At 62.5% G+C, this 13,599-nt stretch carries 11 protein-coding genes; 9 read left to right on the top strand and 2 right to left on the bottom strand.

The annotated features are described in order from the left end of the window. Positions 1–10: 10 nt before the first annotated feature. The 4 genes from MK745_RS15115 to MK745_RS15100 all read left to right on the top strand — a co-directional run bounded on the left by MK745_RS15115 (position 11) and on the right by MK745_RS15100 (position 2,116). On the top strand, positions 11–397 hold the full coding sequence (locus MK745_RS15115) for a DUF6878 family protein (RefSeq protein WP_243614098.1): 387 nt from the start codon (positions 11–13) through the stop codon (positions 395–397). Position 398: 1 nt separating this feature from the next. Beyond that, positions 399–860 carry a DUF6915 family protein gene (locus MK745_RS15110; RefSeq protein WP_243614097.1) on the top strand — a complete coding sequence of 154 codons (462 nt, stop codon included), beginning with the start codon at positions 399–401 and terminating at the stop codon, positions 858–860. Between the two features lie 99 nt (positions 861–959). Further along, positions 960–1,280: a hypothetical protein gene (locus tag MK745_RS15105; RefSeq protein WP_093733159.1), complete on the top strand. Its 321-nt coding sequence runs from the start codon at positions 960–962 to the stop codon at positions 1,278–1,280. A gap of 107 nt (positions 1,281–1,387) precedes the next feature. Further along, positions 1,388–2,116, top strand: a complete 729-nt coding sequence (locus MK745_RS15100) for a DUF736 family protein (protein ID WP_114512665.1) — start codon at positions 1,388–1,390, stop codon at positions 2,114–2,116. A 166-nt stretch (positions 2,117–2,282) separates the two neighbouring features. On the opposite strand, the gene MK745_RS15095 is transcribed toward MK745_RS15100, so the two are convergent. Together MK745_RS15095 and MK745_RS15090 are read right to left on the bottom strand one after the other, a co-directional pair. After that, complete coding sequence (locus MK745_RS15095) at positions 2,283–4,622, bottom strand: S8 family peptidase (RefSeq protein WP_243614096.1); 2,340 nt, start codon at positions 4,620–4,622, stop codon at positions 2,283–2,285. A gap of 31 nt (positions 4,623–4,653) precedes the next feature. Then, entirely contained in the window at positions 4,654–5,736 is a 1,083-nt protein-coding gene (locus tag MK745_RS15090) for an AAA family ATPase (protein WP_081536350.1), read from the bottom strand. Positions 5,737–6,419: 683 nt separating this feature from the next. Between MK745_RS15090 and MK745_RS15085 the strand changes: the two genes are divergently transcribed. From MK745_RS15085 to MK745_RS15065, 5 genes are all read left to right on the top strand, one after another. Further along, the gene (locus MK745_RS15085; RefSeq protein ID WP_243614095.1) at positions 6,420–7,349 is read left to right on the top strand and encodes a DUF2493 domain-containing protein; all 930 of its coding nucleotides are present in this window, start codon (positions 6,420–6,422) and stop codon (positions 7,347–7,349) included. A gap of 539 nt (positions 7,350–7,888) precedes the next feature. Further along, the gene (locus MK745_RS15080; protein WP_243614094.1) at positions 7,889–8,095 is read left to right on the top strand and encodes a hypothetical protein; all 207 of its coding nucleotides are present in this window, start codon (positions 7,889–7,891) and stop codon (positions 8,093–8,095) included. Between the two features lie 517 nt (positions 8,096–8,612). Further along, the gene (locus MK745_RS15075; RefSeq protein WP_243614093.1) at positions 8,613–9,194 is read left to right on the top strand and encodes a helix-turn-helix domain-containing protein; all 582 of its coding nucleotides are present in this window, start codon (positions 8,613–8,615) and stop codon (positions 9,192–9,194) included. Further along, positions 9,181–11,532 carry a relaxase/mobilization nuclease domain-containing protein gene (locus MK745_RS15070; protein WP_243614092.1) on the top strand — a complete coding sequence of 784 codons (2,352 nt, stop codon included), beginning with the start codon at positions 9,181–9,183 and terminating at the stop codon, positions 11,530–11,532. The genes MK745_RS15075 and MK745_RS15070 overlap by 14 nt, the downstream gene beginning before the upstream one ends. Positions 11,533–11,540: 8 nt before the next feature. Beyond that, positions 11,541–13,544, top strand: a complete 2,004-nt coding sequence (locus MK745_RS15065) for a type IV secretory system conjugative DNA transfer family protein (RefSeq protein ID WP_243614091.1) — start codon at positions 11,541–11,543, stop codon at positions 13,542–13,544. Positions 13,545–13,599 lie beyond the last annotated feature (55 nt).

Raw genomic sequence — 13,599 nt, 5'->3', positions numbered from 1 at the left:
GGACAGTCCCATGACCAATCCCCAGATCGACTATGCCGCAATGGCGGCTCAGTGGCGTGCAGAGCGCGAAACCACCTTGAAGGCATCCCGAACGGAGCTGCTCGCGCAACTACGTGCGCTTGGCATCAGCGGGGTCACTGCCGAATACGAAGGCTATGGCGACTCCGGCAATGTCGAGGATGTGACGGTGCAGCCTGCAGAGGTCCAACTGTCGGAGGCGCTTGCCACAGAGGTTGGCGACTTCGCCTGGTCGCTCGCCTATCACCATCACCCTGGGTTCGAGAACAACGAAGGCGGCTATGGCACGCTGACCTGGGACTTGCGCGACGACAGCATCACGCTCGATCATGCGGACCGCTACGTTGAATGCTCGCACAGCCATGACGAGGGACTGTGAGATGGCACATCCGCTTCATCACGCTGAAAGCTCTGCCCGGAAATTCGGCGGGGTGCCGTCTGACTATCAGGCCGTGCACGAATGGTTCGACGCCTCGAAAGAGCACCTCGCGCTCTTCACGCACCGCGCCTTGCGTCATCATTCCCAAGGCCTGTTCGAATCCGAACGTGTCTTCGGCCTGACCCTGACCAATAGCGCGGGTCGGGACATTCCCGTGCGCTGGATCGGTGAGCAGCATGTCCGTGAAGATTGCCAAGGCCGCATCCCGAGCATGGCGGACTGGCTGCGTCGGATCCAGCCCGAGCCATGGGTGGCCAATGGCCACATCGACCGGCATGTCGGCTCCGAGCCCTGCGGCGACCCAAGGGTTGCCTGGGCCTCCGACGTCGCCGCCGGCAGAACAGTTCTTGGCTTGAAGGATTGGATGGCGGCGCGCGCGACACAAGCCACGCAAGGTGCCTGACAGCCTCGGCCGTTTGCCAAACAAATGCTGCAGTGAAGCCCGGTTCGATGACCGGGCTTCCTGCGTCGTTTCCCCACCATTCTTCGTAAGGAGGTTCGCATGACACTCGATGACATCAAGGCGGCCGTCGATGCCGGCCAGACCGTGCACTGGGCCAATACCGGCTACGTTGTCCAAAAGGATCGGCTCGGTCAGTACCTGATCAGCTTTCTGCCGAACGGCAGCTGCATCGGTCTGACCGACTGGGAAGGGCAACGGTTGAATGGCAAAGAGGCGGAGTTCTTCATCGCGCAATCGAAGGACGCTGCGGAAAATCCGGGCCGCCAATCAAGATCAGACGGGCAGGAGAGGGGCGCAGCACCCGGGGGCGCGGCGGCACACCTACTCAGACGGCATCGCGAAGCTGGGGGCGGGGCATAAAGGGAAAGCAAGCTTTCTGATTTGTGATCCCTCAAGGGGTCGAGAAAGCAATCCCGGATGCGCTGGCAAGGACGTCAGGCACCGGCCAATCCAAAAGGAACCATCCCATGTTCGCAGGAACCCTCACCCGCAACGTCGAGACCGCAGCCGCCGAATACACCGGCATGATCCATTCGACGCGCTTTGACATTGCCATCCAGCTCGAGGCACGGGCCAAGATGTCCGAACGCAGCCCGGATTTTGATGTAACCGCGGTCAACAAGTCGGGCCGCAAGGTGCGCATCGGCACAGCCTGGAACGAGACCGGCAATACCAGCGGTAACCCCTACATCTCCATGCAGATCGATGTGGGCCTCGGCCCGTTCCGGGTCAACGCGGTGCAGACGAAAGAGGCGCGCGCGGCCCAGAGCGGCGAATTCGAGATCATCCCGTTGGTCTCGAACGGTCTGATGAAATCCGGCTCGATCTCGGGCGAGCTCACCGCCATGGACGCTGACAACGCCTTCACCGGCTACATCGCCAATATGATGTTCGATCTGGAGTTCATGCTGATCGAGAACAGCTACAAGACCGAGGAGACCCACCCTGACTACCGCATCGAGGTCAGCTCGCCCCGGGGCACACCGATCCGCGTTGGCTCGGCGTGGATGGCCAAGAGCAGCCGCACGGGCAATGACTACCTTTCGCTGCTGATCAACACGCCCGATGGCGACCTGCGTGTCAACGCCGTCCAGAACGAAGAACAGCGCGGTGGCCAGACTTTCTCGATCATCCCGTTCATCGACAGCGGTGAGCAACCGCAGGACGCGGGCACGGGGCTCTCGCTGGTCGCGTGACCTTGGTACGAGGCTTGAACATCTGAACTGCAAGGGGAGCCGTGGGTTCACGGTTCCCCTTTTGCTGTGCTTGCTTCAATAGAGCGATCGAACTGCCACTTCATATGGCGTTCCGGTGTAGATGAGACTGCTAGATCGGAAGTGCCGCGCGGAGTTTCGATTAAAGTCAGACTTGTACAACTGCTTGAGCGGCAATCAATGCGTCAACAGCAACTTGAACCTCGGCGTAGAGCTCGGTGTCCAACTCTGCTGCGTCGATTTCCACAATCAGTGCGTAGCGTACGGAAGGCAAACTCTCAGCGAGAAGCTTTTTCGACTTCCACCAACCGGTGACTGGGTGAACAGCCAGCAAGTTGCGCCGCGCCAGATCTGAAGCCCTGCATGTCAGCTGATCTATATGGAGCGACCCGACATGGCGCCGATTGCTACCGAAGTCCCAAAGATCATCTTCGTCGCTTGCAGGACCATCGGGCTGTTCGGCCGCCTTGCTGATCCGGGCCAGAAATTGGGCTTCGTTCTCGCCAGCGCGATTGAGTTGGAAACGTAAGTTGTGGGACGCGTAGCGATACCGAACGCCGCGCGAGGCTTCGGACGGGTTCGGAGCGATAAAGCTACTGAGTGCCACCCGCAAGGTCACATCGGCATTGCCGAGCGCGCGCAAAGCCTCAACGGGCCAGGGAAGGGCGAACAGCTTCATTTCATTGTGGACATCACCGCCGGTCTTCTCTGAAATCCCGTACGGCGTAATCGTATCTTCCACGATGAGGGTCAGCGCGTTCGACGCGCTGCGGCGGGCACGCGCCATGTCCGGCACACCATACCCATAGCGCTGAAAAAGGGGCGTGAAGTGACCCTTGTTTGGCTGGGCCGGCAGATGCGCACGCATCTGCTGCGTCCACCGCGCTGACGACACGTAGAGACCACGCACTGTCTCGGGCCAAAGCGTCGGATAGTCCGACCAGAGTTCCGTTACATCCTTCGCGGCAAGCGCGGTCGCCGCGCTGGTATCGAAGGTGAATGTGAAGGATCGGACTGGGTAATTGTGGTGAGTCGAAAGCAGCGATAACCATCCATGCCGCATTGGCGGTGGCATGGCACTTAGCGCCCAGTTTCCACCCTCAAGGACGACGTCCGGCTTGTTCGGCCAATGGGACGACCACGATGCAGTTCTCGAAGCTGGCGATAGATCGCCGAATGGTGCAAGCGCCTGGGCCGGCTCTCCGTCTGGCAGTACGGTCTTCTCTGTAAAGGCCCCAACAGACAGAACATTCCACGCTTGGGCAGGCGACTCGATTTCGTTGTCTTCGTGATCGCATCGGTCCAGGTAGTTTCCGGCACCAAAGGTGAAGTTGTCGGTATTCCCTGCGGAGACAAGCACCAAGCGTTGTTGTTTCACCTCACCTGAAACACCGGCGGCGAGCTGATCGACCTCCGTCGACCAGGACGTCGGCGCGCCGTCATGCGGGGTGTCCTCACCCGTCGTCGTGGTCATGGTGAAGGTCCGGCGCCGGGGGCCGACCTGTTCTACTGTATTGATCGCCTGCCTGGTAACCGCGCCGAGGAGATGATGCGGGTTCATCCCTGCATCAGGCAGCAGCTTCACGGATTCCAGACGGTTCACGACAGAAACCGGATTCGCCTGGTGCAGTTTCGGCGTCAGGTCTCCAAAGAGCGCCAGTCCTCCCATCTGCGTGCCATGGCCCTTCACATCCTCCAGCCCCCAGGCCGGGTTGGCGGCATGTCGGTCATCCACGCTGAGCGCCGGCTGAATGAGAGGATGCGCGCGACTGACACCGGTATCCAAAAGCGTGACGTAGCTAGGATCGGGATTGTCAGTGTAGGTCGTACGACCCGCGAGTTCGTCGACCCACTGCGCCTGTTCTGCCACCGGCAAGCCGTCGAAGAAATCCGCTGTGATGGTGGGAGCAGCAAGGGCGCGCACGCCGCCTAGTCGGCGGACGGCTTGGGCGAGCTGATTGCGATCGGCCTCTACGATCACAACGATATCTTCGGGAAACTCCAGCCGATCTGCTCCCACGGTAACGCCATAGTTTGGTGCGGCCGCGACGAAACCTTCGGTCATTTGAGGCTCGAGCCAAACCTCCCAGATGGTCGCAACATCCGCTGCTGGAAATTTGCCTGAAGGGCTGCGCCAGAGGGCACGCAATCCCGCTTCCGTGATGGCAGCGACGCTCTGCACCAGATCCGCGTTCTTCGGACGGCCTGGGATGAATTCACCATCCTTTTCCCGGTCGGGTGTGTCTTCCGTCCGAAACTGCTCGACCTTCTTGCGCAGCTTTTCAATACCCTTGGCTGTCGCAAACACCGTCGCGCGCTCTTCGGTGCCACCGGGATCAGGGGTCTCGGCGACGCGAAGGAGAGTCAGGCCACTAGCGTCGAGGCTGCCTTTCTTCAGGCGCTCGTCGATACGCGAGCGTACTTCCAGATAGACGCCGGGAAGTTCGGCTGCTGGAATATCTGGCAGCGCGTCGATGGCCTGAAGCAATGCTTGGGCGTGCGCCGCGCGATTGGGGACATCACTTGGTCTTTTGGACCCGCCCCCGCCCTTTGCTTGGAACGGGCGAGGTTGTCCGAGATTGCGAAGGTGGAAGTGCCGAAGGTCTCGTGCCATTGTCATCGGTCCCTAGTTCTTGGAGCGACCGTCGGCGTTCGAGGGCATCAAGCAAATCCTGTGTCGCAATCTTGTCGGTATCATTCAGAACAGCACGTCGAGCGGCATCTTCCGCCGCTGCCACAACATCGGCCGTTGAGAGGCCTGTGGCAACGTCTATAACCCGTTTCCATCCCATGCGAGCGAGTGAGAAGCCGATCAAACGGCGTTCGAGCGCCTGCCGAATGGCAGGGCCATCGGGCATGACATATGGCAAAACAAGATCAAAGCGGCGCAGCACAGCGCGGTCAAGAATTCCCGGCAGGTTTGTAGTGGCAATGACGATCGAAGGCCCGGTATCCTCATCCAGGAATTGCAGGAACGAGTTCAGAACCCGCCGGGCCTCACCGACATCGTTCTCACCGCCCCGGGCCGCGGCCAAAGCGTCGATTTCGTCGAAGAGATAGATACCGCGCGTCGTCTTGACGGCATCGAATATCATCTTCAGCTTCTGCGCTGTTTCACCCATGAATTTTGTGATCAGTCCGTGGAGCATGACCGAAAAGAGAGGGTACTGCAGCTCACCGGCAAGCGCTGAAGCACTCAGGGTCTTGCCGGTTCCGGGAGGACCGGAGAGGAGAACGCGCCGCCGTGGCTTCAACCCTTTCGCCTCGAGCTTTTCGCGCATTCGTGTCTCTACAACGAGATGCGCGAGTTCGCTCTCAATCCTGTCTGGCAAGATGACATCGACGAGGCGCTCGGTCGGATAGGACGCGGCAAGGAACTCCGCCAGATCACCGCGGGGTGTTGCGATAGGAGTGATCGCAGGGGTTCGCTTCGAAGGCGGCTTCTGTCCCGCTTCGGCCCATTGTCGCAACTGTTCAGCCAGACGGGTATGTCCCTTCTGCTCTTCAGCCGCAGAGAGTTGCATCGCCAGATCGTAAAAACGATCAGCGTCCCCTTCTGCGTGGCTCTTGACGAGACCGATGAGTTGTTGGGCGGAAGCCAAGGTCGAGTTGCTCTTTCTGAATGATCATTTTCAATGATACTAAGGTCTTTTCTACATTCGAACTCCTCAGCAGACCAGACAATTTGCGCTGTTTGGAAGCAGAGTGTGTCGGTTTTGTGCTCTCGAGCATCGACTTGGATGCTTGCCTTGCGGCCTCCCCCGCTCGGCTTCGCGTGTCGCAGGGGAGAACGGCCCTTCGGTCCGTCGCGCATTCGGCCATGCGGCCTCACCGCGGCGTCGCACCCAGGCCCCCGGTTTGCCCGCCTCGCGAGCACGTCCCTCCCCGGCCGCTCCGCCGGATTGCGCTCTGGTCTGTTTTGCGGGGCAAAACGATCCCGCCGCTCCATCCGTCTCCCGCGTCCGGTCGGGCCGTTTGCCTGCTCGGGTCGGGCAAACCTACCGTCAAAACACACACACATGAGCGTGGAAGCATATCCTCCGGATGGCCCCCAAATCAGCCCGCGTCAAGGATCGCAAAACTTTTCGGCGAGGGCGGGGCCGGTGGCTTGGGGTGAACCCGTGCGTGAGCGCGCGCATGTGTCGGGTGTTGCGCGCGGAAAACTTTTGCGCCCGGCAAGCCGGCGGCTGCGCCGTCCCTGACCCGGGCAGATTCGGAAACCAGGCATTCGGCCATGCCCCCACACTCACGTGGTGGCTCCTCAACCGAACACTGGAGACCAGACATGGCTTACGACACTGCAAACACCTACGAGACGATCGAACTTTTCGGGCTGACCGAGAAGGACGCGCAGCTGCCGATCCCGGAAGATCACATCCTGACCGACCACATCATCCGCGAGAGCTTCGAGGCTTTGCTCGGGCAGTTGCGCGGGACCAGGCTTGAAGCGGAAATCGAACCGCTGGCCCATGGGCTCGCCACGATCCTGCAGCGCCGCAAGGTGGCGCTTGGCAAGGAGGTCGACCGCACCGCCGACAAGATCGGCGCGCTGGCAAAATCCCACGACGGATCGGAAATCGCCGAGACCGCGCTCGAAGAGGCGCAGGCGCGCTTTCTGCAGCTGCGCGAGATTGTGAGCGCCATCGAGGTGATGAGCGAGGCAGCGGCGGAATGCTACGAGGTCGAAACGGGCCACGCCTTCATCCCGGCAGCCGGGTCGCGCGCAAGCGTCCGGGCGCAGGAGACCGGGGCGGTCTTCGAGGCGCGGCAGCTCCTGGAGCAGCACGACCGTGAAACCGCCGAGAAGTCGAAAGTCGAGGGGGTTCCCCTGATCGTCTCAGGAGCCACCGACTGGGCAGATGTCGATGTGATCTTCAACACGCTCGACAAGGTTCGCGAACGGATCAAGCAGAACCGCAACCAGGAGATCTTCCTCTGCCACAAGGGTGGCAAGCACGGGGCAGAGATGATTGCGGCTCGGTGGGCCCGGGCACGCGGGGTCGCGCAGGCGCGCTTCGATCCTCGCTGGTCCGCGCATGGGCGGGCGGCACCGTTCAAGTGCAACGACGAAATGCTGGACGACAAGTTCGCGGCGACGGGGGTTGTTCTCTTCGGCGGCAACGGGGTCGCGCTGAACCTCGGGCAGAAGGCGGAAGCGAAAGGCTTGACGGTCATGCGGGTTGCTGACCCGGCGAAGAAGGCGTCGCAGGATTGAAGAGAGGGGGTCGCGCTTGGCGCGGCCCTTTCGTCATGTCTCATGGCGCGTGCGATCGGTCATGCGTGATCGGCAGTCTGCGGCGGCCGGCACTGCCATCCCTCTACCCGGTCCGTCAGAGTGCGGCCCATCCGCATCGGTGCGGGCTGGGGATGGTGCGCACCTCACGCACATCGTCAGCATCGCAAGACGCGAGGGGTCGAGACGTCGCATATGAAGCTGAACACCTGCACGTTCCTCGGGGCGTGTTTCGGAACATCGCATCCACGCGGGCGGGCTCCGTCAGCACCCCGGCCAGGCTCGGTGGGACGCGGACGCGGATGGTGGCGGCTGCGTGATGGCAAGGGTCATCCGGATCACTCCTTTCTGCTCATAGATGTGGATCGCACGGGGTCGGCCCGTTCGTGCCCTCAGCTCACGCTTCGGCAAGCACAAATACGGCTTCCACGGCGGAGCCGCGGACCCTCCGCATTTGCGCTTGCGACCGGGCCTCTTGCCCCCGTGCCGGGTGATCCCCATCGCAACAAGGAGATACCCAAATGACCAACCACTACGTCGCCACCGTCCCCGTCAAGTTCACCGATACCGATGGCCAGGAGCGCACCCGTTTTCAGCGCGTCGGCGCGATGTTCCGCAACACCCGCAACGGGGACGGCTCGGAGTTCTTCAGCCTCAAGCTCGACTTCCCGGTCGCGGTCTCGGAGCTGGTGATGTTCCCGCCGAGTTCGAAGGAACCGCAGGAATAAATCCTCTGACGAGGATGGGCCGCCCCAGGACGATCTTGGGGCGGCCCGATCCCTGTTCCAGGGATGCCGGTCCCTGCGCGTTCAACGGACGCACTCCCCCCGGAATGATCAGGCCGCGACAGACCGGCCAGTCAGCCTCAAGGGGGCCATCCACAAAAACCTATCGGCCAGGGCCTCCCGGTTTTTGCGGCAGAGATTTGGCAAGCCAAATCTGACCCGCCTTGACCCTGCCTGTCCGCCCTGTCGGTGGGGTTTGCGCCCGCCCGCGGTTCCGTCCGAACACTTGGCGTTCGGCCAGACCCTCGGGCGGTGCTGGGGAAGGGGACCCCTAGGACAGGTGGGTCGCCCGATGGTGAGGGCGGCAGAGCCGCGTCCCTGCGGGCCGCGGCGCGAAGCGGACACCAAGGCTGCCTGAGCCTGAATGCGACGTAAGTATATAATTGACAGTTTAGTATATTATCGTAAGGTAGGGGCAGCCTTGGTGGAAGGTGGCAGGAAATAGGGGGTCTTTCTTCGCATGTCGCGCTCAAAACGTCTCACAGATGCGGACCGCCTGGAGATCGTTCGCGAAGCTGCGGAAGGCATTTCCACTTCAGTGCTGGCGGAACGGTTTGGCGTGTCGGTGCGGGCGATTCAGTACACGCTCAAAGCTGATGCCGAGCGCCAGACGGATGCAGCCATCCCGGTCTTAGCGGTAAGTGTGAAGGTTACGGCTGCGGAGCTTGCGGCGCTCGACGAGGTGTTGGCCGAAGCCGGGATCGAGAGCCGGGCCGAGGGGCTGCGGCGGCTCATTCAGGCGGCAGGCGGCGTGTTTGTCCCGGACGCGCAGATGGCAGCAGAGATGGCGCGCTACCGCGCCTCGCTGCACGAGGTCGGCAATGGGGTCGCGCAGATTGCCAAGCAGATGACGCAGGCCAATCGGCAAGGGCAGGGGGCCGGCTCGGAGCTCACCGAATTGCGCCTCGCGCAGATGCGCGGGCTGGCGCGGTTCATCCTGGATTCTGCTGACGAGATCGATCTGCTTCTGCGCCGTCGTCGGGACGCGATGCAGCTGGAGGCCACGGTCGCGCTGAGGGAGTTTGCCCATGCGGCTGAATGATGCCGTCCATGCCGTCACGGGCGAGGTCTTTCGGGATGGCTGGAGCCGCGTTCGGGGCTCGATGCAAGGGCTGCATGTGGCCAAGCAGACCCAGCTTACCCGCGCGGCAGCAGGGCATCGGCCAGCAGTCTTCAAGGCGATCCGGGGCGGGGGCACACATACCAAATCGCAGCTCGCAAACCAGCTCGATTACCTCACCACCAAGTCCACCCATATCGTGGACTCGAGCGGGTTTCTGGATGGCAAGGCGAAGCTCGAGGCGGGTGACATCAAGGATCTGACCGAGCGCTTTGCCAAGCGGTGGGATGCGGGCTTCAAGCCGAAGCTTGGGCAGACCACCCATATGCTCATGTCCTTCCCCATCGGCACGCGTGGGGAGGATGTGCGCGACATCGCGACGGATGTGGCCGAGCGGTTCTTCCAGACTGATAAGGGGCATTTCGACTACATCATCGCGGTGCATGAGGACCGCGATCACCCGCATGCGCATCTGGTGCTGAACCGCCGCTCGCAGGAAGGCGAGTTCTTCTTTCTGGGGCGCAACCACCGCTTCAACTATGACGACTTCCGCCTCGCCATGGTCGAGGAGGCGGAGAAGTACGGCGTGCGCCTGGAGGCCACGCGCCGGGTCGATCGCGGGGTTGTGCATTACCCAGCCCCTACCCGCGAGGTTTATGCGGCGAAAGAAGAGGGTCGCGCGCCCCGCGAGCGGGAACGCGTGGGGACCGACTTGACCCGGACGCTGGCGGAGATCGCCAACACCAGAACCGTCTACCATTCGCTTGCCGTGGAGGCCTCCCGGGAGACCTCCGAGGTCCGCGGGGCCCGCGAAGACATCGCCGCGGCCCTCTTCCGCGCGGGTGAGGTGCTGGCGCATGGCGGGCAGGTGGACCGAACAGGAGATGTGTATATGGCCGAGGATCAAAGTTTTGAGGATCTGAGAAGCCTCTATGCGGAAAAGCTCGCGCGGGTGCAGGGCATGATCGCCGAGAAGTCTGACGCGGAACGTCCCGTGCTGGAAAAACGTCTCATCGAGATCCAGACGCAGGTCCAGCACATGCAGCCTCTCGGTTTGCGATCATCCACGCTGTCAGAGACCCCCTCGGAGGGCGGTATCTATTCCGAAGCCAATATTGACGCCAGCCAGCGCGAGCGACTGGCCGAGCCCGACCTGAGATCGCGCATTGACGCGGCACTACGGGGCACCGGGATCAACACATCGGAAGTGGTGGCCCGGATCGAGACGGGCGCCTCAAATGCAGCGCTCGAGCATCAATGGATCGCCAATGATCTCTCCAAAGTGGCCGAAGCGCGGGATCTCAACCTCGAGCGCCGCGCCGATCTGGAACAGGCGCGCGACATTCTCAACGATGTGCATGTCGAGCTTGGCACGATGCTGGAACAGGAGAAGGTGCTGCGCCGGGATGGTGTCATGGAAGCGGAAGCGGACAGCGAGCGGTTCCATTATCACCGGGACGCAGTCCGGGCGATGGAAGGGACAATCCGTATGGAGATGCGCGCAGACGGCCTGACAGCGCAGCAGATCGAGGACCGGGATTGGGAGGTGGTCTCCCGGGCGGAGCGCCGGATCGAGACGGAGCAGCGCGCGTATCTCGCAGCACACCCGGACTTGCTCGCACGTCCCGGCGATGTGATCGACCGGTCTGAGCCCTACAGGGAGACCATCACCGATGCGGCCCGCGCCAGCGAGATCACCCGCGAGGTCGACCGCATCATGGAGGGACGCGACGTCCGCACGCCCGTTGCAGATGCTGTCACGGATGAATTCAGGGAGCGCTATCCGGACATGCCGTCCCACCTCGCCCGCGGGCTTGGCGCGACCTATGCGGCCGTCTTCGAGATCCGCGACACGGAGGCCATCAACCAGGTCCGCCGCGAAAACGAGTTGCGCGGGGGGCTTGGGTCTGGCACGCGCGACGCACTCCTCGCAGCCCGCGGTGAAACTGCGCCGCAGTCTGACCGTGCCGACCGCCTTGCAGACGAGATTGCGCGTGTTCTGGACCATGAGCGGGCGGGGGAGTTGTCCGCGCCCTTCGAGACCGAGGCGGAGCGGGACGCTTTCCGGGGCGAGATCGCGCGGGTGCTGGATGACCGTCAACTTGAGAGGCTCACATCCGGCGATGCCGATGCGCTGGAGAAGGTTCTCGAGGACCGCCTCGACCGGCTCTATGTCGCCAAGGTCTATCTGCAATCCGATGCCGCGACGGCCAACACGGAGGCCTTGCGCCAGGTGGTCGATGATCTTGCCGACACCGAATACGAAAAACACCGCGCGACAGACGTGGATGGCGAGACCGAGCGGGGTCAGGTCCATTGAGCGCGCCCATGGGAAAAGCGCGGATCGCCACGGGCGTCCTGCTTGTGACGCTGGTGACCGGGGCCATGGGCTATACGATCGCCTCGGCGGTGCTGACCTACCAGGATCTCGGCTTCGGGGCCGAGATCGACTTTGCCTATATCGCGCAGAACTATCTGGCGATCCTGGACCGCCGCCCGGAGGACGCCCAACTTATTCACCTGATCATCGGCAGCTTCGCCGCCGCCGGCCTGATGCTGAGCCTCGCCCTGTCGGGGTCCGCTCTGACACGCTTTGGCCAGACCCATTGGCAGACCGCGCGCGAGATGAAGGCCAATGGTTTCTTCGGGGCACCCGGGACCGGGTTCATCCTCGGCAAACTGGGGCCGCCGGGCTCCCGCGCCAGGTACATCTGCTCCAAGGTCTTCCCGCATGCGCTGATCGTGGCCCCCACCGGCCGCGGCAAGACCACGGGCTTTGTCATTCCGAACCTGCTGACCTGGCAAGGCTCCGCCGTGACGCTCGATGTGAAGGGCGAGTGTTTCGAGGCCACGTCCCGCCACCGCGCAGCCCAGGGCGACAAGGTCTATCGCTTTGCCCCCACCGATTGGGAGGACAAGCGCACGCATCGCTACAATCCGCTCCTGCGCATCTTCGAGCTGAAAGATCCTGCCCGCCAGCAGATGGAATTGCAGCTCCTGGCGACGCTCTTCCTGCAGAGCGACAACGACCGGGTGCAAGGCCTCCTCAAGGGCGGGATCGATCTCTTTGTGGCAGCAGGCCTGCTGGCCTTCCAGCGCAAGCGCCCCACCTTGGGCGAGATCTATCGCATCGCGGCCTCGGGTGGGAACAAGCAGAAGGAATACTTCGCGCGCGGCCACGAGGTGGATAACAGGGCCGCCAAGCTGATCTTCACGCGGCTGGCCTCGACCAACAACGACACGCTGACCTCTTACGTCTCGCTCCTGATGACCTCGGGGCTGGACCAGTGGCAGAACCCGGCCATCGATGAGGCGACAAGCGTCTCGGATTTTGATTTCCGCACGATCCGGAAAAAGCCCTTTTCGGTCTATCTCGTGGTCCAGCCGCTGATGGTGAAGCCGCTCGCGCCGCTGATCCGGCTGTTTTTCTCCGATCTGCTCTCGGCCATGCAGGAAAAGGATCCCGGGCCAGACGAGCCGTGGCCAGTGATGATCATGCTCGACGAGTTCAACCGTCTCGGCAAGATGCCCATCGTGGTCGAGAGCATCGAGACCCTGCGTACCTATCGCGGCCATTTGGCCGTGGTCACCCAAACCATCCCCGCCCTCGATGAAATCTACGGCGAGAACACCCGCCGCGCCCTGCAGGGCAACGCGGGCGTGAAGCTTTACCTGACGCCGTCAGATGAAAAGACTGTCGAGGAGCTGAGTAAGGCGGTCGGCAAGACCACGAAGACCGTCATCACGCGCTCCCAGTCCATCGGCAAGAACCCTTTTGAAGGGCGCAGCCAATCCATACGGACCGAAGAAAGCTCATTGCTCCCTGAAGATGAGGCGCGCCGTCTGCCGCTCGACGAGATCGTCATGGTGATCGACGCGCAAATGCCTGTCCGGGCCAAGCGGATCCAATATTTTGACGACCGGCTGTTCAAGGCGATCCATGCGGCACAGACGGGGGAGCTGCCGTTTCCGAAGCCGGGGGGAGGGGGATCGCAGGGCACGCTGCCGCTGAGTGTGCGCGCCATGCCGATGACGCCGCCGTCGGATGGGCCAGGGGGAACAGAAGCCGATGTGGAGAGGGCGAGCCAGGCTGGCGATGGTCAACCGTCAGGCCAAGCCGACGCCGCTCCAAAGAAGACCGCGCCTGTCGTTCAAGCCGTCATCGCCGAGGAACAGCGCCAGATGGAGATGGATTTTGGCAGCGGCGTCGCGGATTCTGAAGCAGCGAGCGTAGCTGATGAGGCGCAGATGCGCTCTGCAGTCGATGGCTTGGACGACATGGAAGCGATGCTGCAAGAGGGGGATGGCGGCGCAAAGCTGGTTGCTCGATAGGGTGGCGGGCGCGTTCAGGAAGTTTGCAGCCGCATATTTAGGTCTGTCGTGTCGC

Origin of the sequence: Shimia aestuarii (assembly GCF_022814865.1) — a bacterium.
Classification (GTDB): domain Bacteria; phylum Pseudomonadota; class Alphaproteobacteria; order Rhodobacterales; family Rhodobacteraceae; genus Shimia; species Shimia aestuarii_A.
This window is presented reverse-complemented; position numbering and strand designations above follow the sequence as displayed.

Bases quoted from the DNA above. Each gene is read 5' to 3' on its own strand.
- MK745_RS15115 (WP_243614098.1), top strand. From the start codon at position 11: ATGACCAATCCCCAGATCGACTATGCCGCAATGGCGGCTCAGTGGCGT.
- MK745_RS15110 (WP_243614097.1), top strand. From the start codon at position 399: ATGGCACATCCGCTTCATCACGCTGAAAGCTCTGCCCGGAAATTCGGC.
- MK745_RS15105 (WP_093733159.1), top strand. From the start codon at position 960: ATGACACTCGATGACATCAAGGCGGCCGTCGATGCCGGCCAGACCGTG.
- MK745_RS15100 (WP_114512665.1), top strand. From the start codon at position 1,388: ATGTTCGCAGGAACCCTCACCCGCAACGTCGAGACCGCAGCCGCCGAA.
- MK745_RS15085 (WP_243614095.1), top strand. From the start codon at position 6,420: ATGGCTTACGACACTGCAAACACCTACGAGACGATCGAACTTTTCGGG.
- MK745_RS15080 (WP_243614094.1), top strand. From the start codon at position 7,889: ATGACCAACCACTACGTCGCCACCGTCCCCGTCAAGTTCACCGATACC.
- MK745_RS15075 (WP_243614093.1), top strand. From the start codon at position 8,613: ATGTCGCGCTCAAAACGTCTCACAGATGCGGACCGCCTGGAGATCGTT.
- MK745_RS15070 (WP_243614092.1), top strand. From the start codon at position 9,181: ATGCGGCTGAATGATGCCGTCCATGCCGTCACGGGCGAGGTCTTTCGG.
- MK745_RS15065 (WP_243614091.1), top strand. From the start codon at position 11,541: ATGGGAAAAGCGCGGATCGCCACGGGCGTCCTGCTTGTGACGCTGGTG.